This is a genomic window from Moraxella sp. (genome assembly GCF_030525845.1).
Taxonomy (GTDB): Bacteria; Pseudomonadota; Gammaproteobacteria; order Pseudomonadales; family Moraxellaceae; genus Moraxella.
Genome location: NZ_JAUNDY010000005.1, coordinates 25,712 through 50,355, shown reverse-complemented (window position 1 = coordinate 50,355; position 24,644 = coordinate 25,712). Strand labels below are relative to the sequence as shown.

Genomic DNA, 24,644 nt, shown 5'->3' with positions numbered 1-24,644 from the left:
TACTTTTGGTTAATTTAAAATATGTTATGATAGTCTTTATTTTATTTGGGAAATTAACAATGAAACGCCCCACACTTTTTATCATTAGCCTAGCATTTGCACTGACCGCCTGCCAAACCCCCAAAGACGACCCCCTAAACCCAACACAGACTATTTCCCCTGTCAAAATCCCCGAACGGACAGCCGTGGTGTTTCATGACGTGATTTATGGCGACAATGCCAAAGAACTGCAATGCCCTACGGTATATCAGCCTGTCTGTGCCACCATTTCCCAAAATGGTCAAATCTTTAAAAAAACATTTAGCAATAAATGCAATGCGGTTGCCGTTTTAAATATTAAAAAAATCGAGCAAGGTGCTTGTGAATAATAAAAAAATACACGCAATCTACCGCGTGTATTTTTATTTAATAACCATCTGATGGATAATCTTTGGTACAATGATGATATAAAGTATTCATTATTAAATGAAATGCCAATAATGCGATTAAATACAAAACCGCCTTTAATACACTAAATTGATTGGCAAGCCCCCCAAACCATAAAACGCACAAAATAAATATAACGCGGGGACAAAATTAAGAATGCTTTTTCTTTTCTTGATAATATCACTAAAAAATTGACCAATACAGAAAAAATGCACAAGACCTGATAAGCCCAAAGCCATCATTGCAACATAATAATGGCTATCTTTTATTGGTTTCGCCTTGCGGTGCTATTAGCCGATTTGTGTTAATCCACCCATATAAGGTTGCAATGCCTTAGGGATACTTACTGTGCCGTCTGCGTTTTGGTGATTTTCTAGTACTGCAAGCAAAGTCCGTCCAACCGCAAGACCTGAACCATTTAGGGTGTGGACAAGCTCGGTTTTTTTGTCCACTTTGGTGCGAGCGAGCATGCGACGGGCTTGAAAATCGCCACAGTTAGAGCAGCTACTAATCTCACGGTAAGTGTTTTGGGAGGGTAGCCACACTTCAATGTCATAAGTTTTGGTTGCACTAAACCCCATGTCGCCTGTGCAAAGCGTGATGACACGATAAGGAAGCTCTAACGCCTGCAAAATACTCTCCGCCTGTGCGGTCATCTCCTCCAACGCCTGCATGGAAGTTTCGGGTTTGACGATTTGCACCATTTCTACTTTTTCAAATTGGTGCTGACGGATAAGCCCCCGAGTATCACGCCCTGCACTGCCTGCCTCGCTTCTAAAACATGGGGTGTGGGCGGTAAGGCGAATCGGCAAATCAGTAGGCTCAATGATGGTATCTCGCACCATATTGGTTAAAGGCACTTCACTTGTGGGGATAAGATAGTATTCTTTATCGCCACGCAGTTTAAACAAATCTTCTTCAAATTTGGGTAATTGCCCTGTCCCTTTTAGGCTCTCACTATTAACCATATAAGGCACATACATTTCGGTGTAGCCTTTATTGGTGTGGGTGTCTAGCATAAATTGCACTAAGGCACGGTTAAGCCGAGCAAGTTGCCCCTTTAAAACGCTAAATCTTGAACCCGTCAGCTTGCTTGCCATTTCAAAGTCAAGCAATCCCAAGTCCTCCCCCAAATCGGTGTGGTCTTTGATGTCAAATTCAAACGTGCGTGGCACGCCCCATTTACGGACTTCTACATTGTCTGCTTCGTCCTCACCGACAGGGACGGACTCGTCTGGTAGGTTGGGGATTTTTAGGCTCTCACGCTCAATGGTGGCAAGAAGTTCACGCAATTTGTCTTCGCAAGCCTTCATTTTGTCAGAAATGTCACTCATTTGTGCCATTAGGGCATCGGTGTTCTCGCCATTTCTTTTTAGAATGCCGATTTCTTTTGCCCCTCCATTTTTTTGGGCTTGTAGGTTTTCGGTCTCTACCTGTAAGGATTTTCGTTTGTTTTCAATCTCTTGCCAAAAGGCAATGTCCAGCTCATAGCCTCGAGTAGCAAGGCGGACTTTTAGGTTTTCAAGGTCAAAGCGGAGTAGTTTTGGGTCTAGCATTGTTTTTCCTAAAATGATATAAATTGACTTATTATAGCAAATTTTTTGGTAAAATCCCATTTAGATTTTTTGATGAAAATTTTGGTTAATGATGTTAGAATAAAGCCAATTTATCTTCTAAGGAATTGTAATGACTAAACAACAAGCACTTTATCCTTACACCATGCAACCGATTGCTCTAAACATGAGTGAGCAGGAATTTAAAAATGCCCAACTTGCTCTTTTTCAAAAGGGTAGCGATGGTTTTGGATTGAGTTCGGTGCGAAACAAAGAATGGATTGTGCTAGGGGTTGTGGCATTGGTTTCTATCTTGGGTATTGCGTTTGTTAGTGGTTATTCGACCATTATTTTTTGGCTGTCTTTGGGGCTGTGTGCAGGCTATCTTTTGGTGCGAACTTTGGGGCTAAAATGGTATGCCAAGCGTGAATTTGATAAGCAGTTATCAGAAGTTAAGTTACCACCAGAGATGAATCAAATGAAGCTAGGCATACAACCAAAAGGGCTTGTGATAAGTATGCCGATGAACGGCGAGCAACTCTCTCAAATCCAAGCCATGCAAAAAAAACGTGGGCACACCCAGCAGAGCTTTGCCATGAAATCTGTGCCAGCACAGCAAGCCATCATTCCATGGACGGCGGTAACGTCATGGGATGAGACGGAGGACTTTGTGTTTGCGATGTTTGAGTATCAAGGGCAAAAGGGCAGTCAAATTATCCCAAAACGCATGAGCAAGCAGAATTTTCCCATTCATACACTGATTAAGCATCTACAAGAGATAACATCAAAAGGCTTGAAAGTAGAAAATATGACCCTATAACAATCATGAATAACAGTTGTGGTTGTGCCTTGTTATTTATTGACTAAATTTATCACAGTCATAAAAATCATTCATTTTACTCATCGTATATGTGTGTTAGAATGGTAAAAAAGACATCAATTCATCAGAGGAGCAATTATGAGCACCAATCAAATCGGTCTTGCTAATGTAGAATTAACCCCTGTCATCAAGGCGCTTAACGCCCTATTATCAAGCTACCATCTGTTTTATATCAATGTGCGTGGCTATCATTGGAATGTCAAGGGCGAGCATTTTTTTACCTTGCACCCAAAATTTGAAGAACTCTATACTGAACTGCAACTTCAAATTGATGAGATTGCAGAGCGTATCTTGACATTGGGTGGTACACCGCTACATGCTTATACTGATTTTGCTCAGCGTTCGAGCATTAGCGAGGATAAAGGTGTTTTTGAAGGTCGTAAATGCGTGGAGGGTGTTGTGAAAGGTTTGCAAGCTCTTATCGCCGAACAACGCAAAGTAGCAGAACTTGCCGAAGAAGCGAGCGATCAAGGCACAAGCGACATCGTAACAGGTTATGTTCAAGCCCAAGAAAAAGAAATCTGGATGTACAGTGCGTTTTTGGGCTAACCCATGAAAAAGACCCCAAATGTGATGTTTGGGGTCTTTTTTTTATAGCATGGGCTTGGTGAAGGCAAGCAAGATAATGCCTGCATAGGCGATACCAGCCACCATCATGCCAGCTTTCTTTTGGTTTAGGGTTGGGTTACGTAGGGCTTTAATGTTGGCTGAGATTGCTACGATAAGTAGGATGATTTTGGCAATCGCCCAATGCTGAATCCCTGCCACCTGCCACAACTGCCAAAGCAAATAACCGCCACTAAGCACAAGTAGTGTATAGATGATGTGGCTGATGATTGTGAAATGGCGAGATGAGGTTAGCATTTTGCCAGAAAAAATCAACCCTGCTTGATACAAGAACAGCACGACAGTAATTCCTGCCATCAGCATGTGTAGGTGTGTCATAGCTTACTCGTATAGCACTTCGATGATTTCGTATTCTGCCACGCCGCTGGGGGTTTGGATTTTGGCTTCATCGCCTTCGGATTTACCGATAAGACCTTTGGCGATGGGGCTGGCAACAGAAATTTTACCAACTTTTACATCAGCTTCATCTTCGCCGACAATCTTATAGCGTTTGTGTTCGCCTGTATCCACATCTTCAATAATGACGGTTACGCCAAATACCACACGCCCATCTTGGGGCAGGGTAGTAGGGTCAATTACCTGAGCACCGCCCAGTTTGGCTTCGATATCACGAATGCGTGCTTCGGACAGACCTTGTTGTTCACGAGCAGCGTGATATTCGGCATTTTCTTTTAGGTCGCCATGTTCACGAGCCTCAGCGATGGCGGTGGTAATGCGTGGACGTTCGATGGTTTTTAGGTGTTTTAGCTCCGCTTCTAGGGCAGCATGTCCTTGTGGGGTCATGGGATAACGTTGCATGTTTTCTCCTAAATAAAACAAATAGCTAAAAACACCACGCCAAATGGGGTGGTGTTCGCAGGTTGTTTGCTAAATTAGCAATGACGGTATTATACAGAGGACAAGCAATGATTGCAAGTATTATTGCATATTGGTTATTTGAGGTATTTAACAAGCTTAGGAAGTTTACCTCTGTATACACCTAGTCCAATGCCATCAGGCCCATGATTAGCAAGCGAGACGGTGGAGACGGGGATAACAGGAGTGTTGCGTATCCCATATGCATCGGATAGTAATTCTTGGAGGATGTCAGTGTATAGCCCTAGCGTGGTGTCTGCCATGTAAATAAAGGCATCTTTATTGCCAACATAGGTCATGGCGGTATCTGCCATATAATTGATACTGCGTTCGATTTTGCGGATTTTTTCACGAGGAACGACCCTGCCATCGTCAGATACCCACATGACAGGCTTGATACCGAGTAGGCTGGCAAAAAAACCAGCAGAGGCGGAGAGTTTTTTACTGCGGATAAGGTGGTGCAAATCCGATAGGGTAAACATAAATAGGCTGTTTTTGCGGATTTCATCTAGGCGAGCGATGATTTCAAGCATGGGCTTACCCTCTTGCATCATAAAGTCCGCCTCAAATGCCAACACGCCTTCATCGATGTTTAGGGTTTTGGTGTCGTACACAAAGATATTCATGCGTCCGACATATCTGGCTTTTAGGGTGTCAAAAATCTGGTGGCTTTGGCTGATGGCAGATGAAATGGTACAAACCAATACTTCTTCGTACCCTTCGGCGTATAACTCTTCAAAGAGCTGGCTGATTTCTTGTTCGGTGGGAGGGCTGGTCTTGACTGATAGGTTGGGGTATTCGATAAGTAATTGACTTAGGTGGGCTGTGTTAGTGTCTTTTAGGTCGATGTGGTCTTTGCCGTTTATGATGATGTGAAATGGTACAAAGCGGACAGCGTGTGGTGTATTGATGTAATTTAGACAAGATGATGATGTGCTAATAACAATGCGTTTCATAATGCTCTTTTTTTTCAATGTGCCGTAGACGATATAATCTAGGGCGAAAAATGGGGGGGGGGGGGCGACATTGATAATTAATGTGTTGCTTTATTGAATGCCCAAAATACAAATTAAATATAGTGTACGATGGCTCACACTCAATATCCCTCCAATTGGATAGTTATTGTAAAGAAAATTATTTAAAAAGTAAATATTTTTGTTTAATTTTTTAAGGATAAGAATATTGAGCTTGTTTTAAAAACCTAGTAATGCTTTTTTTGGTGTTGGTTAAGTTTGGACTGAATTTACTCTAAATAATGAGTTAAGATTTGCTATATTTATTGTATTGATGTGGACATAAATGAGCTTAATTTGCTTTGGATTTTTAAAGCAAACATCAAAGGGTTTGATGGGGTTTAAGTGGACTGATGAATTGTTTTGGAAACAATTTGGGATATATTCGCTGTTATGTTTGTCGTTTATCGGAGTGTACTCTCACTTTTGTACTTGTGATTAAAATGAGAAAAAATATCTTTAAATTATTTTCAATGTGTAAATAATGTTATAAAGGTGGGGTACGACTTATATTTTAATGATGCACAAAAGTGAAGTGTACCCCAAGTGGCGTGATTTGTTTAAATGTAAAGCAAGACGTATTTTAAAATAACCCCACAATCTCATCATTAATCACATCAATGCTAAGTGCAGCAGGGACTTTGGGTAGTCCAGGCATTTTCATCATCTCGCCACACAGCACCACCAAAAATCCAGCACCATTTGAAATGCTGACATCTTGGACATGGATATTAAATCCTGTGGGTCTGCCCAAGAGTTTGGGGTTGTCAGAGAGTGAATATTGGGTTTTTGCCATGCAAATTGGTCGGTGGGATAAACCCAATTTTTCTGCTTTTTTGATATTAAGTAGTGCTTGTGAGCTAAATTCTACACTATCAGCACCGTAGATTTTTGTGGCGAGAGCACGGATTTTATTGGGAATGTCATCACTTAATTCATAAGGATATGTCAAGGGGCGAGATGTTTCGGTGGCTGACACGACTTTTTGTGCCAAATCCACGCCACCGATGGCTCCATGCTCCCACACTTCACACAGCGACACCGCCACGCCTTTTTCTTGGCATGCCTTTTCGATGAGGGCAAGCTCGTCTTTGGTGTCGGAGGCGAAGCGATTGATGGCGACCACCACAGGAATGCCAAAGATGTTTTTCATGTTATCGATGTGTTTTAGTAGGTTTGGTAAGCCTTTTTTGAGGGCGATCAAATCCTCTTTGGCAAGTGCATCTTTGGGAGTGCCACCGCCCCATTTTAAGGCTCGTACCGTTGCCACGATGACCGAAGCGTCGGGGTTTAGACCTGATAATCTGCATTTGATATTGCAAAATTTTTCAGCCCCCAAATCCGCCCCAAATCCAGCTTCTGTAACCACATAATCCGCCAAAGACAAGCCAAGACGTGTGGCGACCACAGAATTACAGCCGTGTGCGATGTTGGCAAATGGACCGCCGTGTACTAAGGCAGGCGTACCAGCAATGCTCTGCACCAAATTTGGCAAAAATGCTTCTTTGAGCAGGGCAGTCATCGCCCCCTGAGCTCCCAAATCTTTGGCAAAAACAGGTGTGTTGTCAAAGCGATAGGCTACAATCATCTCGCCCAGCCTGTATTTTAGGTCATCTAGGTCGCTTGCCAAACAAAAAACCGCCATAATCTCAGAGGCGACTGTAATGTCAAATCCATCAGGGCGAATGACGCCATCGGTGGGCTTACCCATACCGCCGATGATGTGGCGTAACTGACGGTCGTTCATGTCTAAGGCACGTCGCCACACGACTTTTTTGGGATTAATGCCTAGCTCGTTGCCTTGATAGATGTGGTTGTCAATGAGGGCGGACAATAAATTATTGGCGCTGGTAATGGCATGAAAATCGCCTGTAAAATGTAGGTTAATATCCTCCATAGGAATGACTTGGGATTGACCGCCCCCAGCTGCACCGCCTTTAATGCCAAAGACAGGTCCTAGTGATGGCTCTCTTAGGGCAAGCATGGTTTTTTTGCCGATGTGTGATAGGGCATCAGCAAGTCCGATGGATAGGGTGGTTTTGCCTTCGCCTGCTGGGGTGGGGTTGATGGCAGTGACTAAAATGAGCTTGCTGTTTTTGTTTGGGGTGGGAGTATGTCGGTGGATTTTGGCTTTGTATTTGCCGTATTGTTCGATGTCATCAGGTGATAGACCTAACTTACTGGCGATTTTGTCGATGGTGCTGGCATGAGCAAGGGCGTTTTTGGCAATTTGGGCATCGCTAAGATGAGTCATGATAAGTCCTAAATAATTGTTTTTCTCATTATAGCGGTTTTGTGTGAAAAATCCTAGTGCTGTATCTGCAAAATCTCATCAAATGCATGTGGGTTTGGGTAATGGTCAAAACAATTGTTTTGGTTTATATAAGTTAAACGTTGATTTTTTGTAATGTTAAGTAAAGATAAGTGATATCAGGTAAAAAAGATGGCAATTTATTGATTTGGGTGTTATCTTAGCACAAAAAATCACAATGATTTTGTGGGTTTTATTAAGGCTTATTATGGCACAACGACTATATAAACTTCATCGTTCCTGTAATCATCGCATGATTGCAGGGGTAATGGGTGGTATCGCAGAGTATTTTGGGGTGTCTGTGATGATGGTGCGGATATTATTCGTAGGCATTTCTGTACTAAGCGTTGCCGTCCCTGGCGTGTTGATTTATTTTATTTTATGGATTATCATGCCAAAGGCAACCGCTGATTCTTATGTGATGACTTAGCATAAGCTGGGTTTATTGATTGAGTTTTTCTTTTAATAATGATACTTTGTCTCTAATTTTCATGGCTTCTTCAAATTTTAGCTCTTTGGCAAGCTCTCGCATTTGTTTTTCAAGGCGAGAGATTTCTTTTACCATCAGGGCAGGACGGCGTAAAATTTCCTTATCTACCCCCAAATCCTCTTCTAAGTCAAACGGTGCTTGAATGCTGGGTGCTTCCACGCTTTCAATCTCGCCTGTGTCAATCTTATCTGTGATGGTGCGAGTGGCGGATTTTGGGGTTATGCCATGTGCTTCATTAAAAGCAATTTGTTTGGCACGACGGCGGTTGGTCTCGTCAATGGTTTTTTGCATGGAGGGGGTAATGCTATCGGCGTACAAAATCGCCTTGCCATCAACATGACGAGCGGCACGTCCGATGGTCTGAATGAGTGAACGTTCAGAGCGTAAAAACCCTTCCTTATCTGCATCAAATATCGCTACCAAGCTGACTTCTGGCATGTCTAGCCCTTCTCGAAGTAGGTTAATGCCGACCAGCACATCATGTACGCCTGTTCGTAATTCGTGGATAATTTTCATGCGTTCAACGGTATCAATGTCGCTGTGCAGATATGCCACACGTATGCCATACTCTTTTAGATAGCTGGTCAAATCCTCTGCCATGCGTTTGGTAAGCGTGGTAATGAGAACACGTTCGTTGCGAGGTTTGCGAAGATTAATCTCGCCTAGTACATCATCGACCTGAGTTAGTACAGGGCGAATCTCAATGATGGGGTCGATAAGTCCTGTGGGGCGTACTACCTGTTCTACCACTTGCTCGCTGTGCGTAAGTTCGTATTCGGCAGGCGTGGCAGAGACAAAAATCCGTGTCGGCACAGCACTCTCCCATTCTTCAAACTTCATGGGGCGGTTATCCATTGCCGATGGCAGACGAAAGCCGTAATTGACAAGGTTTTCTTTGCGACTTCTATCGCCTTTGTACATCGCTCCTATCTGGGGGACGGTAACATGGCTTTCATCTAAAAAAACCAATGCATCATCAGGCAAATAATCAAACAGCGTGGGTGGTGCTTCGCCTGCTTGTCGCCCTGAGAGATGCCGAGAGTAGTTTTCGATGCCGTTACAGTAGCCAAGCTGTTGCATCATTTCAAGGTCGTATTGAGTTCGCTCTTTTAGGCGTTGGGCTTCGACAAGCTTATCGTTTGCTCTAAAATAGTCAAGACGTAAGGCAAGTTCATCTTTGATGGACGATATGGCTAGTTCCAGCTTGTCTTTTGGGGTAACATAATGGGATTTTGGGTAGATGGTAATGCGTGGAATGGTCTTGATGTTTTTGCCTGTCAAGGGGTCAAACCAAGTGATTTTTTCAACTTCATCATCAAACATCATAATGCGTACTGCCAACTGCTCACTCTCGGCAGGGTAGATGTCAAGTGTCTCACCATGTAGTCGATATGTACCACGACCAAAATCCAGCTCGTTACGTTCATACTGTAATTCTACCAGTCTTTTGATGAGAGCGGTTCTGTCTACCCTGTCGCCCACCACGACATGCAGCAGCATTTTAAGGTAGCTTTCAGGGTCGCCCAAACCATAAATGGCAGAGACACTCGCTATGATGATGGTATCACGACGCTCTAATAAGGCACGTGTGGCAGACAGTCGCATTTGGTCGATGTGGTCGTTAATGGCAGAATCTTTTTCTATAAAGGTATCGCTGGCAACCACGTAGGCTTCGGGTTGATAATAATCGTAGTAACTGACAAAGTACTCCACGGCATTGTGAGGGAAAAATTCTTTAAATTCGCCGTAGAGTTGGGCGGCGAGTGTTTTGTTGTGTGCCATGATGATGGCAGGACGACCAAGCGCCTCGATGACTTTTGCCATTGTGTAGGTTTTGCCTGAACCTGTTACACCAAGCAAAAGCTGGTCTTTTTTGCCTGCATTAACCCCATCAACTAAGGCTTTGATGGCGTGTGGTTGGTCGCCACTGGGGGTAAATGGCGTATGCATGACAAAGGATTTTTTGTTGTCATCTAGCTGTTTTGCAAGCTGTTCTTGGGTGCGTTCGTGGCGAGAGATGTTGGGCGTTTTCATGATGATTTACCGCAAAAATATAAGGTGTTTATGAGGGCGAATGCGGTAATTTAAAGAGAAAGACAAAACTTGGGGAGATTTATCAATAAAAACAGGAATGATAAGCACCATTCCTGTGTTGTCGGTTTTATTTTTTGAGGATTTTTTTGAGGTCATCTTCCATTTTTTTGGCGTGTTTTTTCTCGTAAGTCTCAATGGTTTTTTTGTGGTTGTCGATGGCAGATTTCATGTAAGATTCAAAGATGGCATCACGTTTGTTGAGAGCGTTTTTTCCATCTTCGCTACCATAAAAAGCAACTAAGGCATCAACTTCGGCTTGGGTAAAGCCTTTGGCGGCATTAATGTAGGAGTTTTTGAGGCTGTCTTTGATGGCTTGGGTGTCAAGCACTTCCACTAACCCTTCGGCGTATTTGTCAAAAACAGCAAGGGCTTGTTTGCGTTGGTCATCAGAGACATTGCTATCTTGGGTTAGAGCCTGTGCCATCATCATGCGCTGTATTTCTAGTGGTTCAAAAATCGCTCCATAAAACATCTCTTCATAAGAGGTAATGTTGGCAAGCTCATTTAGGGATTTGGCACTGGGCGAAGCAAAAGCACCACCAGAGAATAAAGCGGTAATCAGAATAAGGGCTTTGATTTTCATAAAAACTCCAAAAATAGTGGCATTAAAACCGATAATTTATCAGACTTTATGCAAAATTTAAAGCATTAAATTGTAATCATTTGCAAATCAAAACTTAAATCTTAGTAACATAAAAAAATCGGCACACAATGTACCGATTTTAAACACTCATTTAATCAAGCCACGCACCGAGTTTTGACTGATAAAGCCATCTGGGATACGCCCGTTATCCGCCTGCCATCTGGCAAAAGCACGAGATGTGTTCGCCCCTGCTACGCCATCCGCCTTACCTGCTGAATAGCCTTTGGCATTTAGGGCTTCTTGTAGGGTGATGACTTCATGGCGAGAAAGTGGCTGTTCATGGCGAGGCCAGCTTTTGTTGATGCCGTTTTTGCCTGCAAGTCGTTTGGCGAGGGTGGCGACTGCTAGGGCGTAGCTTGATGAGTTGTTGTATACCTTGATGACATCAAAGTTGGGTGTCAGTAGTAAAGCAGGGCCATTGACGCCAGCAGGTAGCCACAGCTGGGCGGAGCTTTGACCGCCAAAATACTCGCCATTTGCTGAGACTACGCCTAGCGATTTCCATGCATCCAAAGATTGTTGTTGTCCTAGTAGTTGGTAGTTAAACTGAGCAGGTAGCTCTACCTCGTAATAAGCATCTATGCCACGAACCCAGCCACTTGCTCCTAAATAATGAGCGGTGGAGGTTAAGGCATCAGAGATGGTCCATGGGTTTTTTTGTCCATCGCCATTGCCGTCTGTGCCATATTTTATCCATGTGGAGGGGATAAATTGGGTATGCCCCATGCCACCTGCCCATGAACCTTGTAGCTGTGAGCGAGAGACATCGCCACGTTCTATCATTTGGAGCATGGCAATAAGCTCGCCCTCAGCGAACTGGCGACGACGACCATCAAAAGCAAGACTGGATAATGCGTCCACCAAATTGGTAGAGCCCATGCCAGCCCCAAACGATGATTCTATTCCCCAAATGGCAACCACCACTTCTTTTGGGGTGCTGTATTGGCTTTCGATTCTAGATAGAAGGGAGGGGTACTCTTTGAGTTTGTTTTTGCCGTTTGAGATGCGTGAGGAAGTTACCGCAGATTCGATATAGGACCACGGCATTTTTGAGAATTCGGCTTGGCGACCATCTAGACTGATGACCTGTGAATTTAGGCTGGCGTGATTCATTAGCTGATTTACCGCATGGGTAGAGTAACCACTAGCAACGGTACGTGCGATAAAATCGCTTTTCCAGTCGCCAAAATGACCATAATAGCGATTTTCTACCGCTGATGGATTTGGGGTGTGAGTTGGTGTGTTTTGGTCTTGGGCGACTGGGGTAATCTGCGAGGTGGGCGAAGTTGGCTTGACAATAATCACCCTAGATGGCTGGGGTGTGTCATGGACAATGGGAGCTGGGTTTTGGTTTTTTTGGGTGGACACGCACGATAAAACACCAATTGTGGCGACGGCGATGGCAGATAGGCGAAAGATGGAATGATGAGTCATAAACTTACAATGTACTAATTAAATCTTAACATTGTACACGGTTATGATGGTTTTGGCAATAAAAAGAGTGCGTTTGGGAGAATGTACAATCCACCCTTAAAGCTGGGGTGCTATTTTATAGTTTTGCCAGCCATAAATTTACCCCAAATCCAATGAACAAAAACCCCACCCCAAGCATGGCAAATATCATGACAATAGGGCGACCACTAAATGTATCTGCCAGCTTTTTACCGCTGATGATTAATAAGCTTAAATATAAAAAACTGACCATTTGTAAAATAACTGCTAATACAAAAAACGTCAAAAACGGCTTATCATAATCAGGGCGAACAAACTGCACAAAAAACGACAAAAAGAATAAAATCGCTTTTGGGTTGGTAAGGCTAAGTGATAATGAACGATAAAAATAATTGTGTTTTTTGGTGGATTTTGGTGAGAAATTTTTGTGTTTTATTTTGTGGATATGTTTAAAGGTTTGGTATGCTCCCATGATAAGACGCACCCCAAGATACGCCAAATAACAGCCACCAATGAGCTTAATGACATCAAAGACGGCTGGGTAGAGTTTTAGGAGTGTACCTGCACCAAATACTGTCGCCAAAATCAGCAAGGCATCGCCAAGCAAAATACCCATCATTGCCATGACCCCTGCTTTTTTACCGTATTCTGCTGAGGTTGATAGGCAGTATAGGCTATTGGGACCGGGCAGGGCGATGATGATGATAACACCCACCAGATAGGTGGCTAAATCAGTAATGCCAAACATGGTTAAGCCTGAGTGTAGTTCGTTGGGTCTTTCTCATCACTTGCCACCAACGTGTCGGCAAAAAATGCTTTTAGTACATTGACTTTGGCGGTTTGATAATGGGGGAAAGTTTGGCAGGTCGCCTCCAAACCCCCCCGCCACTTAGGAATGACGCTTTTCATCTTGGCAAAGCGGTTTGGTGTCTCTGGCATGGTTTTGGCAAATTCTAGGGCACGGACAGCGTCATCACGACTGTTGCACACCAGAGCCATGTCGCACCCTGCATCAATGGCGGATTTGACCCGAGCCGTCACGTCCCCTGCGACATGGGCGGCTTTCATGGACAAATCGTCCGAAAACAGCACGCCGTCATAACCCAATTTGTCTCGCAAAATCTCTTGTAGCCACACTTTTGAGAAGCCAGCAGGTTTGTCATCAATTTGGCTAAAAATGACGTGGGCGGGCATGAGGGCGGAGAGTTTGGATAAATTTGCCCGAAAACTCACCAAATCACAGCCCCAAATCTCATCGAGCGTCCGCTCATCCACCGCATCCGCCACGTGCGAATCAGGAGTGATAGAGCCATGACCGGGAAAATGTTTGCCTGTGGCTTTCATGCCAGCGTCATTCATGCCGTCTATAAAACGTGATGACAATGCAGATACTACGTCAGGGTCGGCATGAAAAGCACGGTCGCCAATCACAAGACTGCATCCGTCAATATCAAGCACGGGGGCAAAGCTGATGTCCACGCCCACCGCCAGCACTTCACATGCCATCAGATACCCCGTGTCGTAGGCAAGCGATAGGGCAAGTGCTTGATTGTTGTCATAAATTTCGCCAAGTCGCCCCATCGCAGGCAAGGGAGTAAAGCCATCACGAAAACGTGCCACTCGTCCACCCTCTTGGTCGGCAGAGATGATGAGGGTGGGGTTAACCGCCCTGATGTGGTCGGTCAGGTTGCGTACTTGGTCGGGGCTTGTTACGTTTCTTTTAAATAAAATCACGCCCCCCAGTGCGTCATTTGCCAAAAATACTTGGTCGTCATCGGTCAATGTTAAGCCGTCCACGTCCGCCATGATGATACCAGTTGCCATGTTTATTGCTCATTTGTCAAAAGTGTTGCTTATTATGCCATGAAAAACCCTACGATGGTAAAATTTTTGGTGTGCTGTTAGGGTTGTTATTGATGTGGGTTGGTTATTGGCGGGGATTGGAAGTGTGGCGTAATATCTTGCTAGATTTATAGAAAATTATTAAAAATTATCACAATTTTAGATAAACAAGCAATAAAGTTGTGTTATGATAGGCAAAATCACACAACTAGGAAAATTGCGATGTCAAAAAAACAGCTTCTCTTGTCAGCGACTGCCGTTGTGGGTGTGTTTTTTGCCCAAAATACCATGAGTGTGGCGATGGCGGACGACAAGGTGGGATTTGAGCCTACTGCCGAACAAAAAGTAACCGCACGCCAAGTGGCACTACTGCTTGATAAGACACATTATCTAGAACAGCCATTAGACAAGGAGATGGGTGCTAAGATTTTATCGATGTACTATGACCAGTTAGATTCTAATCGCACATTGTTTTTGCAGTCGGACATCGATGAGTTTAATCAAAAATACCGTGATAATTTTGCCGAACGCCTAAAACGTGGTGATTTGTCGGCAGGGATTGAGGTGTTTGAGCGTTATCGTACACGCTCAAATGAGTATTATGAATTTGCCAAAGCCCTCTTGGCCAATGAGGTTGATTTAAAAACCGACAAATCCATCGTGCTTGACAGAGAGGAGGCATCACGCTTTGCCAATAAAAGCGAGCAAGAAGAATTTTGGCGACTACAAATCACATATGCCTTGATTGGCATGACACTAAACCAAGAAAATGATAAAGCCAAAGACAAGGCGTTTTTGGAAAACCCTGAACTGGCTCGTGGACAGGATTTGGTAAAGGGCGATGAGCGTACGCCCAGTCAAATTTTACTCAATCGTTTAAATCGCCAACAAGGACAGCTTGCTCGTATAAAAAATGACGAGATTATGGAGACGATTTTAAATGCGGCGACATTGACCTACGACCCACACAGCAACTACTATGCTCCTATCCAAGCCAATGAAATGCAAATCCAGTCCAATTTACAGTTAGAGGGCATTGGTGTATCCATCAGACCTGACCGCAAAAACCCTGATTATACTCGCATTGTAACGCTTGTTGATGGGGGTCCTGCCCAAAAAACAGGACAAGTTAAGATGAATGATCTCATCATCGGAGTCGCCCAAGACGGTGGCGAGATGGTCGATGTGGTGGGGTATAGCACTCGTGAGATTGTGGCACTCATTCGTGGTACTAGGGGTACATCTGTTACCATTCGCGTCAAACAGCCAAACACCCCAGATAGCTCGGCACGTAACGTTACTATCGTACGTGATGTGATACAACAAGAAGAATCTGGCGTACATCATCGTGTAATAGAAGTGCCTTATAAAGGGGATGTTAAGCGTGTGGGTGTGCTTGAAATTCCTAGTTTTTATCTAAATTTTCAGGCTCGTCGCAGTGGTGCAGGGGCGGACGAATATCGCTCGGTAAGCTTGGACACCGAAAAAGCCATCAAAGCCCTTAATGCACAAAACATCGATGGCATGGTGGTGGATTTGCGTAATAATCCAGGTGGTTCGCTTGATGAAGTGACCAAAATGCTGGGGCTTTTTATCAAAGAAGGACCGCTCGTACAAATCCGTGATAACAAAGGCAATGTCCAAATTTTTACCGATAAAGACGGCGGTAAACAGCTGTATGATGGACAAATGGCGGTGCTGATTAACCTAGGTTCTGCCTCAGCGTCTGAGATTTTTGCAGCAGCGATTCAAGATTATGGGCGTGGGCTTGTTGTGGGCAGTACGACCACAGGCAAAGGCTCGGCACAGGTACAGCGTGATGATTTGGCGTTGGGTTCGATGACGATTACCCAGCGTAAATTTTATCGCATCAATGGCGGTAGTACCCAAAACAAAGGCGTAGTGCCTGATGTACCACTCATTAATATCTATGAGGGGATTGAGTTTGGCGAGCGTGAATACAAAAATCCTTTGGAGTGGGATACCATTTCGGCAACCACTTTCACAAAAGAGGGTAAATATTCCAAAAATCTCATGGATACGCTGATTGCATCATCTAACGAACGCCAAAAAAGCAATCCGCAATTTAAATACTTGACCACCTTAAATGACATTCGAGCTTTGGATGATGATAAAAAACCTGTTGATGTTAATATTGATAAACGCCGTGCCAAAAACGAGCTTGTAGAACAAAAAACTCTCGCTGCTGAAAATGCTCGTCGTCAGGCCACAGGCGAGAAGCCTTATACTAATTGGTCTACCTATCAAGCCAGCATCGATGCCCTTGCTGAGGAGCGTAGCCTAATGAAAGAGAGCGAACGCCCACAGCTTCCTGAGAGTGAGGTTTTTGTGGTTGAGGCGGCGACTTTGATGTTTGAATCGCACGATGGCACAAATCATCACTGATTTTGTTGTTATTTTTAAACCAATACTAGGATTTTTTTAAAATTTTAGTTATAATTGTTGGGATTTTGTCTAGGGTATTAGGTATGCCCCATTCATGGCAAGATTGTTTTTATTTCATTTTAAGGAATTATCATGGCTATCGAACGTACGCTATCTATTGTTAAACCAGACGCTGTCGGTGCAAACCACATTGGCGAGATTTTTGCTCGTTTTGAAAAAAATGGTCTAAAAATTGTCGCCACCAAAATGAAACATCTTTCAAAAGAAGAGGCTGAGGGTTTTTATGCCGAGCATAAAGAACGTGGCTTTTTTAATGACCTAGTATCATTCATGACCTCAGGTCCTGTGGTGGTGTCTGTGCTAGAAGGCGAAAATGCTGTCCTAGCTCATCGTGATATTCTAGGTGCAACCAACCCAAAAGAAGCTGCCGCTGGCACTATCCGTGCTGACTTTGCGACCAGCATTGATGAGAACGCTGCTCATGGCTCTGACAGCACGACATCAGCAGAGCGTGAGATTAAGTATTTCTTCGCTGATAACGAAATCTGCCCACGCACTCGTTAATGACCCCAAACAAAAAACCGAGCCTGATGGTTCGGTTTTTTTATTTTTGAGTTATTTAAACACGACGGTTTTGTTGCCATCTAAGATGATACGGTCTTCCAAATGCCATTTGACGGCACGAGATAGTACCTCTCGCTCAATGTCCCTGCCTAGCTCTCTTAGCTGTTCTACGGCAAAGGCATGGCTGACACGTTTGACATCTTGTTCGATGATGGGACCTTGGTCAAGCTCGCTTGTTACGTAGTGAGCGGTCGCACCGATGAGTTTTACGCCTTTATCAAAGGCTTGTTTGTAGGGATTTGCTCCCACGAAGGCGGGCAAGAACGAATGGTGGATATTGATGATTTTGTTTTCCCATTTTTCTACAAAGGTAGGCGTGAGTATCTGCATGTAGCGGGCGAGCACCAAAAGGTCATTGCCTTGCATGATGTCATGGATTTTTTGGTAGGCTTCTTCTTTGTTGTCTTTATTGACAGGAATGTGAATAAATTCAATGCCAAAACGTTCAACATCAGCACGCAAATCCTCATGATTTGAGACGATTTGGGTGATTTGGCAGGGTAGAGCACCACGATTGTACCGCCACAAGAGTTCAAGTAAGGCGTGATTTTCTTTTGAGACTAGAATGCCGACTTTTTTGACATCAAAAGCACAAGACAGTCGCCATGTCATTTGGTATTTGCTGGCGATATTTTTTTCAAAGGTGTCGATGATTTGGGATTTTTTATTAATTAAATCATCTAAATGAAACGCCACCCTCATGAAATATTTGCCACCATAGGCTTCGGTGGTGTGCTGGTCTAGCGAGATGATGTTTGCTCCGTGATGGTATAAAAATCCAGAGACAGCCTGGACAATCCCTGCTTGGTCGGCACAGGTTACGAGCAATGTTGCGATGTTTTGGTTCATAATGTGGTTTCCAAGTTGGGGGTTATCCTAAAATTAAGCTGTCATCTTCGACTTTTTCGCCACGTGTTTTTTCGAACATGTCTAGCAAGTCTTGGGTAGTCATGCCACGTCGTTCGTCGCCTGAGACATCAAGCACCACCTGACCACGATGTAGCATGACGGTGCGTGTGCCGTGAGCTAAGGCTTGGGGCATGGAGTGCGTTACCATCATGGTGGTTAGTTTGCCGTCGGTAACGATTTTGTCGGTAAGCTCCAAAACAAAAGCAGCGGTTTTGGGGTCAAGGGCGGCGGTGTGTTCGTCAAGTAACAAAATCTTGGAGGGTTGCAGGCTTGCCATGAGTAGGCTTACCGCCTGACGTTGTCCACCAGAAAGTAATCCCATACGGTCAGTTAGACGGTTTTCTAGCCCTAGGTTTAAGATGGCGAGTTTTTCTCGGAAGAGTTCTCGGTTTTTGTTATTTAAGGCAGGTAACAAGCCTCGCATGCCACCACGTTTATAGGCAAGAGCCATGTTTTCTTCGATGGTTAGGGCTTCACAAGTGCCAGCCATAGGGTCTTGAAACACACGAGCGACCCAATGACTGCGTTGATGGGTGGGTTTTTTGGTAACGTCTGTACCATTGATGATGATGGAGCCTGTGTCAGGGCGAAGTGCACCGCTGATGGTGTTTAAAAAGGTGGATTTACCAGCACCATTTGTGCCGATGACGGTAACAAATTCGCCATCATTGATATGTAGGGATAGACCACGTAGGGCGGGGTTTTCGATGGGTGTACCTGCATTAAAGGTTAAACGCAGGTCTTTGGCAATCATCATGACGCACCCCCTGAGGTGTTTTTATTTGAGTTAAATGCACTTAGGATTCTGGCACGAAACTTGGGTAGGATTAGGGCGAAAGCTACCAAAAGGGCGGTAACTAAGTTTAAATCCTGCGGACCAAAACCAATGCTTCGTAGCGTTTTACTAGACAGGGCGATTTGAATGAGTAGCTTGTAGAGCACCGCACCGATGATGACAGAGAGCGTGATGAGTATCATTTTTTTGGTACTTAGCACCGTCTCGCCAATGATGACGGCAGCCAATCCCACCACAATCGTGCCAATCCCAACGGACACATCTGCACCCCCTTGCGTTTGTACAAATAATGCCCCTGACAGTGCGATAAGTCCATTGCTAATAGCCATACCAAGAATGACCATCGCGGAGGTGTTAATGCCTTGTGCTTGTGCCATTTTTGGGTTGGAGCCTGTGGCACGCATGGCAAGTCCCGTCTCGGTGCTAAAAAACCAATCAAGGAGAAATTTTACCGCTAAAACCACCACCCCAGCGACAGCCACTCGCACCCAAGTGCCGTTATCACCACTAATAAAGGGGGTAAATACTGTTGGCTCGCCAAGCAAGGATAGGTTTGGAGCGCCCATAATACGCAGATTGACCGAATAGAGTGCTGTCATGACTAATATGCCAGCCAATAGGTGTAAGATACCAATTTTGACATTTAACCATGCAGTAATCATGCCTGCTACCATGCCTGCCATCATACCAAAAAGGCAGGCTAACCAAGGATTGAAACCTGCGACGATGGCCACGCCTGCCACAGCACCACCCAAAGGAAAACTTCCGTCTGCGGTCAGATCAGGGAAATCTAAGATGCGAAATGAAATCAGCACGCCCAGTGCCATAATCGCATAGATGAGTCCACTTTCTAACGCCCCCAAAAAGGCAATTAACGACATATCTACTCCAATGAAAATAAAACACACGCCTAAACTGGCGTGCATTTGGGGGTGTCCCACGCTTGATGTTATCTAAATTATGCGATGATACATGGCACAACTTAGCTGGCCGTATCATCTGTATAAAATTGGCGTGGGTACGCCTAGTTTTTGTATTGGGTGTTATTTTACCACGTTTTTGGCTTTATCCAAAATGGATTGTGGTATTTGTAGCCCTTGTTCTTTGGCACTGTCTTGATTGACCATCAGATCAAGCTCTTTGGCACTATATATAGCAATATCGCCAGCTTTTTCTCCTTTTAGGATGCGGGCGGTAATTTTCCCTGTTTCAATACCTAGTTGATGGTAGTTTACGCCCAAAACAACACTTGCACCACGCTCAACCACGCTGGGGTCAGACGATACCAAAGGAATCTTGGCTTCTTTGGCGACTTTGGTTAGGGCTTCATAGGCGTTGATGACATTGTTGTCGGTGGAGGTGTAAATCACATCTACCTTACCTACCAAGCTTTGGGCACTCATTGAGATGTCACTGGATTTTTGGGCAGGAGCTTCAATGATTTGAATGCCCTGTGGCTCGGTAATGGCTTTTAGATTTCTTAGGGTAACGGTGGAATTTACCTCGCCTGGACTATATACAAAGCCGATGTTTTTGACATTTGGAATCAGTTCCTTAATAAGGTCAATTTGAGGTGCTAGTGGTAACACATCTGAGGCGCCTGTTATGTTGGTGCCAGAGCCGTCAAGTTTGGAGACGAGTTTGGCTTCCACAGGCTCGGTAACCGCCGAAAACACCACAGGAATGGTGGTGGTGGCAGAAGCGACCGCTTGGGCGGCTGGGGTAGCGATGGCGATGATAACATCTGGATTGTCTGCAACAAACTGCTTGGCGATTTGTCCTGCGGTGGCAGGGTTGCCCTGTGCGGACTGGAAGTTTACGCTAAGATTTTCGTTTTCTTTGAAACCTTCTGCTGCTAGGGCTTCTAATGCTCCTTGACGTACCGCATCTAAGGCTGGGTGTTCTACGATGGAGGTAATGGCAATGGATTTGTTGTCAACAGCTGACGTGGCAGGGGTGGAAGTCTGGCTTTGATTGTCGGCAGGTTTGTCGCCACCACAAGCAAAAAGTAATGTGCAGAGCATGCTGATGCCGATGAGCTTGGGGAATTTATGTGTGCTAATTGCAACCATAACAAAATCCTTAATGTGATAATAATGGGTACTTGCATTATAAAATAGTTGGGGAATGATGACAATAGTTTTTGGTGTCAGTGTTGTTTTGTGAGTTTAATTTTAAAAAACTAAATAATTGATTTGAGAATATAAATCATATTTGAAATTGTATTGCAGTTGTATTTATTTGTATAATTAAAATTTATTATCATTTTTGTTGGGTAATTTTTATTATGCGTAAATTTCCTTTATCTGCACTAAGTGCTGGTTTATTATTTAGCGTCTGTGCCTTTGCCAATACCGATGAAACACCCAGTGTAGAGCTGGAACATGAGTACATTACCATCTCCAAAGACGCAGGCAAATATGTCGCCATCAAACCCAACTCCCTAAAAGACAGCACGCCTCTATATCACACCGCCCAATCACTAAGCGTACTGACCCCACCCCAAGTTGAGCAAAAACAAGCCACCACCGTTGCTGAGCTTTTGGAAAACGTGGCGGGCGTGTCGTCAGGCGTGCAGGGCAGACGGGGCTGGGACGATTTTATCATTCGTGGACAAGTCGCCAGCAATCAGATGTATGTGGACGGCATGCGTGTGCAAATGTCATCAAATAACCTACGAGCGTGGGACGTGGCAGGGGCAGACAGCATCGAAGTTGTCAAAGGCACAACCACCACAGGCTATGGCATGGCATTGCCAAGTGGTATCGTGAACATCACCTCAAAACGCCCTGATGATGAAACCTTTGCCAAAGGTAAAATCACGCTGGGGAGCTTTAACGCCAAAGAATTTTCTTATGATTTGAACTATGCCCCCAATGACAGTAAAAAGGGAGCATTTCGCCTCAATGGACGCTTTGCCGACCGTGATGATGCCACCGACCATGTGTATTTTAAGGACAATTACATCGCCCCAAGTTATACGTTTGATTTGGGCGATAAAACCAACTTAACGGTACTAGGTAGCTACCAATGGCGTGAATACATTCGCCAGCAAGGCTTGCCCCACAACAACAGCACCAATTTACGTACTGGTGTTACCACCATCAATAATGCTCACGAAAAATATCCGTCCAGCACTTTTTTTGGGCTACCTCAAAACGTGGACAAACAAAACACCCTGCGTGTGGGCTATGATTTGTCGCATATCTTAAATGACAACTACACTTTTAAATCCATTTTTGCCTATACCAAAACCGACACGGACGGCAACCCCACATTAGCAAGCGGTTATAGCAACTTTTATAAAGATGGTCTTATCACTCGCCGAGTCAACACCCAAGACAAAAACGACACCATGTTGACGATGGATAACCGTGTTGAGACCCATTTTAGCACAGGCAAACTTGACCATGATGTTACAGTTGGCTTGGATTTGCTTCGTGAAAAAAGCGATTATGTCATCACTCGTGCTGATGCCAACGAAAAATTTAACGCCAACGCCCCAGATTATACCTACACAGGCACGGCTACGCCAAATACTGAGCGTGATTTGCTCACGCATACCCAGTACGCAGGTTTGTATGTCAAAGATAGCATGCGTTTTAACGATTTTATCTTTGGGGCAAGCCTTCGCCACGACTGGGCAAGCACCAAAGTGAACAACCGCCTAAATGACAGCACCGCCAAAGCATCTGACAATGCCATTACAGGCAGTCTGTCCGCCATGTATGATTATCAAGGCAAATTTGCCCCCTATGTCAGCTTTGGCACGTCATTTTTGCAAAATACCAGTACCGACAAAAACGGCGATGTGCTTGACCCCGAAAAAGGTCAAAACGCCGAAATTGGTGTTAAATTTCAAGGCTTTGACCGTAAACTACAAGGCTATGCCTCCGTTTATGACCTAACTCGCAAAAATGTCGCCGAAACCGTTTATGATGACAATGGCAGAAGTGCAGGATACAGCGAACTTGTGGGCAAACAACGCACCAAAGGTTTTGAATTTGAAACCGCCTATGTGATGAACAACCAATGGAACATCTCAGGTTCATACAGCTACATTCCGACCGCCAAAATCGTAGAAAACAGCCTAGCATCCAATGTCGGCGAGCGTATCAGCCAAATCCCTGAGCATTCTGCATCCCTATCCACCCAGTATCATTTTAGCCCTGACCGTTTGGGCTGGTATGTTGGCGGTGGGCTTCGTTATCAAGGCGAACGCACCGCATGGCGTACGGCGGTAAATAACAATGGCTTGGCAACCAAGCATTTTATTGACTTGCCTGCCTATACCGTGCTTGACGCCAAAGCAGGCTACGAAGCCAAAAACTGGGGCGTGGGTCTGGCGGTCAAAAACCTGACCGATAAAGACTATCTCGTCGGTACATCGCCAAACGCCCAGCTTGTGTCTTATGGCGAGCCACGCAACGTGCGTGCGACTTTGACCTTTAAACACTAATCTTTATACATCAAACCCTTTTTCGTGATGAAAAGGGGTTTGTTTTATTTTAAAAATCATCATTGGGGCGACTGTGGACTGGCAGATAGAACTCATCACGGCTATTTTTTGGCTATTTAAAGCATTTTTTTGGGTGGTGTTGTCGCTGTCCGTGTGTGTCTATGGACTAAAATTCACAAGCTTTGGACGAAAATTTTGGTACATTACTCGTCCTTGCTTGACCGCTAAAAACACCGCCAAAGCCCTTACTATGATTGGGCTACTTATCTTTTTTGTGCTTTTAGAGGTCAAAATCAGTGTCCTAAATACCCAATTTTACAACAAATTATACAGCTCGCTCCAAGACATGAATGCACAGGCATTTTGGTTTTTTGCCCTGCTTAACGCCCTCTCTATCGGTGAATTACAACGAGTGGCGTTCGTGCGGGCGTTACTTGTTAAACCTGCGGTGATTTTTCTTGATGAGACGACATCAGCGGTTGATGAGCCGACCGAATTTGCATTGTATCAGCTATTAAAAGACTCATTACCCACTGCCATCATCGTGAGCGTGGGACATCGTAGCACGCTCATGGCGTTTCACAGCCAAAGACTGATTTTGCAGAGCGTGATGTGATGATAGATGGTCTAGCCATCTTCGTTTTCGTCGGTGTGAAATCTAAGTCCTGAGGCCTTAATCGCCCAGACCAGCTCCACTAAGGCACGGTTGTTGGTTAAGGGTTCGCCGTCCAAGATAAGCACATAGCCCACGCCGTCAATCCACAAAAACATGAAGCTGGTGGTTGGCATGAGTAGTTCAATGTCATCAAAGAGAGAGACGGCTTGGTTTGCGATGGCAAGCCCACGTTCTTTTTGGCGAACAAAAAAATCAAAAAAATCAGCCCCAGCCACTGCCAGTCTATCCGCTTCATCGGCCGTGTAGCCAATGCGAGCCAGACAAAATCCCTCGTTTGAGCCGATGGCAGCTTTGCGTGTTCCTGATAGGCTTGCCACGACATAGGGCAAGAATTTATCGAGGGGCATGTTCGAAACAGGTAAATCCTGTGACAGGTGTTGCACCCAGCCTTTTTCGATGAATTCTTCTAGCCACTCATGAGAATATTTATCCAGCCAATCCTCAGTCAGCATACAGTGATTTTCTGAGATGAGGGCTTGTAGGGATTCAAGTTTGGCATCAGGGTTGGCATCGGAAAAAGCATACATAACACCTGATGGCGTGAGCATAAGATAAGGATTTTGATGATTTGACATAGTGAAATTAAGT

General features: G+C 44.5%; 23 protein-coding genes. 8 read left to right on the top strand and 15 right to left on the bottom strand.

Features of this window, described 5'->3' with window-relative positions; all coding sequences use genetic code 11:
• The first annotated feature begins 59 nt into the window (after positions 1-59).
• Entirely contained in the window at positions 60-368 is a 309-nt protein-coding gene (locus tag Q4B79_RS03300; protein WP_303085006.1) for a lipoprotein, read from the top strand.
• A gap of 348 nt (positions 369-716) precedes the next feature.
• On the opposite strand, the gene serS is transcribed toward Q4B79_RS03300, so the two are convergent.
• A complete protein-coding gene (serS, locus tag Q4B79_RS03295; RefSeq protein WP_303085005.1) occupies positions 717-1,982 on the bottom strand; it encodes a serine--tRNA ligase in 1,266 nt (421 codons plus the stop codon).
• Positions 1,983-2,112: 130 nt separating this feature from the next.
• On the opposite strand from serS, the gene Q4B79_RS03290 reads away from it, so the two are divergent.
• The gene (locus Q4B79_RS03290; protein WP_303085004.1) at positions 2,113-2,799 is read left to right on the top strand and encodes a YcxB family protein; all 687 of its coding nucleotides are present in this window, start codon (positions 2,113-2,115) and stop codon (positions 2,797-2,799) included.
• A 138-nt stretch (positions 2,800-2,937) separates the two neighbouring features.
• Positions 2,938-3,408, top strand: a complete 471-nt coding sequence (locus Q4B79_RS03285; RefSeq protein ID WP_303085003.1) for a Dps family protein — start codon at positions 2,938-2,940, stop codon at positions 3,406-3,408.
• Positions 3,409-3,450: 42 nt separating this feature from the next.
• Here Q4B79_RS03285 and Q4B79_RS03280 read toward each other — a convergent pair whose 3' ends face one another.
• The 4 genes from Q4B79_RS03280 to Q4B79_RS03265 form a co-directional block, all read right to left on the bottom strand.
• Positions 3,451-3,804: a SirB2 family protein gene (locus Q4B79_RS03280; protein ID WP_303085002.1), complete on the bottom strand. Its 354-nt coding sequence runs from the start codon at positions 3,802-3,804 to the stop codon at positions 3,451-3,453.
• 3 nt (positions 3,805-3,807) lie between these two features.
• Entirely contained in the window at positions 3,808-4,284 is a 477-nt protein-coding gene (gene greA, locus Q4B79_RS03275; protein WP_303085001.1) for a transcription elongation factor GreA, read from the bottom strand.
• A 134-nt stretch (positions 4,285-4,418) separates the two neighbouring features.
• A complete protein-coding gene (locus Q4B79_RS03270; protein WP_303085000.1) occupies positions 4,419-5,297 on the bottom strand; it encodes a DegV family protein in 879 nt (292 codons plus the stop codon).
• A 640-nt stretch (positions 5,298-5,937) separates the two neighbouring features.
• Positions 5,938-7,608: a formate--tetrahydrofolate ligase gene (locus Q4B79_RS03265; protein WP_303084999.1), complete on the bottom strand. Its 1,671-nt coding sequence runs from the start codon at positions 7,606-7,608 to the stop codon at positions 5,938-5,940.
• 265 nt (positions 7,609-7,873) lie between these two features.
• Between Q4B79_RS03265 and Q4B79_RS03260 the strand changes: the two genes are divergently transcribed.
• The gene (locus tag Q4B79_RS03260; RefSeq protein WP_303084998.1) at positions 7,874-8,095 is read left to right on the top strand and encodes a PspC domain-containing protein; all 222 of its coding nucleotides are present in this window, start codon (positions 7,874-7,876) and stop codon (positions 8,093-8,095) included.
• A 12-nt stretch (positions 8,096-8,107) separates the two neighbouring features.
• Here the strand turns inward: Q4B79_RS03260 and uvrB are convergent, their stop codons facing one another.
• The 5 genes from uvrB to nagZ all read right to left on the bottom strand — a co-directional run bounded on the left by uvrB (position 8,108) and on the right by nagZ (position 14,168).
• Positions 8,108-10,189 carry an excinuclease ABC subunit UvrB gene (gene uvrB / locus Q4B79_RS03255; protein WP_303084997.1) on the bottom strand — a complete coding sequence of 694 codons (2,082 nt, stop codon included), beginning with the start codon at positions 10,187-10,189 and terminating at the stop codon, positions 8,108-8,110.
• A 127-nt stretch (positions 10,190-10,316) separates the two neighbouring features.
• Positions 10,317-10,832 (bottom strand): DUF2059 domain-containing protein, encoded by a 516-nt coding sequence (locus tag Q4B79_RS03250; protein ID WP_303084996.1) that lies wholly within the window; start codon positions 10,830-10,832, stop codon positions 10,317-10,319.
• A 147-nt stretch (positions 10,833-10,979) separates the two neighbouring features.
• Positions 10,980-12,326 carry a lytic murein transglycosylase gene (locus Q4B79_RS03245; protein ID WP_303084995.1) on the bottom strand — a complete coding sequence of 449 codons (1,347 nt, stop codon included), beginning with the start codon at positions 12,324-12,326 and terminating at the stop codon, positions 10,980-10,982.
• Between the two features lie 115 nt (positions 12,327-12,441).
• Entirely contained in the window at positions 12,442-13,092 is a 651-nt protein-coding gene (gene leuE, locus Q4B79_RS03240) for a leucine efflux protein LeuE (RefSeq protein WP_303084994.1), read from the bottom strand.
• A 2-nt stretch (positions 13,093-13,094) separates the two neighbouring features.
• Complete coding sequence (nagZ, locus tag Q4B79_RS03235; RefSeq protein ID WP_303084993.1) at positions 13,095-14,168, bottom strand: beta-N-acetylhexosaminidase; 1,074 nt, start codon at positions 14,166-14,168, stop codon at positions 13,095-13,097.
• Positions 14,169-14,408: 240 nt separating this feature from the next.
• Here nagZ and Q4B79_RS03230 point away from each other — a divergent pair, with 240 nt between their 5' ends.
• Positions 14,409-16,592: a carboxy terminal-processing peptidase gene (locus Q4B79_RS03230; RefSeq protein WP_303084992.1), complete on the top strand. Its 2,184-nt coding sequence runs from the start codon at positions 14,409-14,411 to the stop codon at positions 16,590-16,592.
• 132 nt (positions 16,593-16,724) lie between these two features.
• Positions 16,725-17,156 (top strand): nucleoside-diphosphate kinase, encoded by a 432-nt coding sequence (gene ndk / locus Q4B79_RS03225; RefSeq protein ID WP_303084991.1) that lies wholly within the window; start codon positions 16,725-16,727, stop codon positions 17,154-17,156.
• Positions 17,157-17,207: 51 nt separating this feature from the next.
• Here the strand turns inward: ndk and purU are convergent, their stop codons facing one another.
• From purU to Q4B79_RS03205, 4 genes are all read right to left on the bottom strand, one after another.
• Positions 17,208-18,065, bottom strand: coding sequence for a formyltetrahydrofolate deformylase (purU, locus tag Q4B79_RS03220; RefSeq protein ID WP_303084990.1), 858 nt, complete (start codon positions 18,063-18,065; stop codon positions 17,208-17,210).
• A 22-nt stretch (positions 18,066-18,087) separates the two neighbouring features.
• Positions 18,088-18,882: an ABC transporter ATP-binding protein gene (locus tag Q4B79_RS03215; RefSeq protein WP_303084989.1), complete on the bottom strand. Its 795-nt coding sequence runs from the start codon at positions 18,880-18,882 to the stop codon at positions 18,088-18,090.
• A complete protein-coding gene (locus Q4B79_RS03210; protein WP_303084988.1) occupies positions 18,879-19,802 on the bottom strand; it encodes an ABC transporter permease in 924 nt (307 codons plus the stop codon). The genes Q4B79_RS03215 and Q4B79_RS03210 overlap by 4 nt, the downstream gene beginning before the upstream one ends.
• A gap of 162 nt (positions 19,803-19,964) precedes the next feature.
• Positions 19,965-20,993: an ABC transporter substrate-binding protein gene (locus Q4B79_RS03205; RefSeq protein WP_303084987.1), complete on the bottom strand. Its 1,029-nt coding sequence runs from the start codon at positions 20,991-20,993 to the stop codon at positions 19,965-19,967.
• Positions 20,994-21,208: 215 nt separating this feature from the next.
• On the opposite strand from Q4B79_RS03205, the gene Q4B79_RS03200 reads away from it, so the two are divergent.
• Positions 21,209-23,380, top strand: coding sequence for a TonB-dependent siderophore receptor (locus Q4B79_RS03200; RefSeq protein WP_303084986.1), 2,172 nt, complete (start codon positions 21,209-21,211; stop codon positions 23,378-23,380).
• Between the two features lie 73 nt (positions 23,381-23,453).
• Positions 23,454-23,996, top strand: coding sequence for an ATP-binding cassette domain-containing protein (locus Q4B79_RS03195; protein ID WP_303084985.1), 543 nt, complete (start codon positions 23,454-23,456; stop codon positions 23,994-23,996).
• Positions 23,997-24,007: 11 nt separating this feature from the next.
• Here the strand turns inward: Q4B79_RS03195 and Q4B79_RS03190 are convergent, their stop codons facing one another.
• Complete coding sequence (locus Q4B79_RS03190) at positions 24,008-24,631, bottom strand: hypothetical protein (protein ID WP_303084984.1); 624 nt, start codon at positions 24,629-24,631, stop codon at positions 24,008-24,010.
• Between the last annotated feature and the right edge of the window lie 13 nt (positions 24,632-24,644).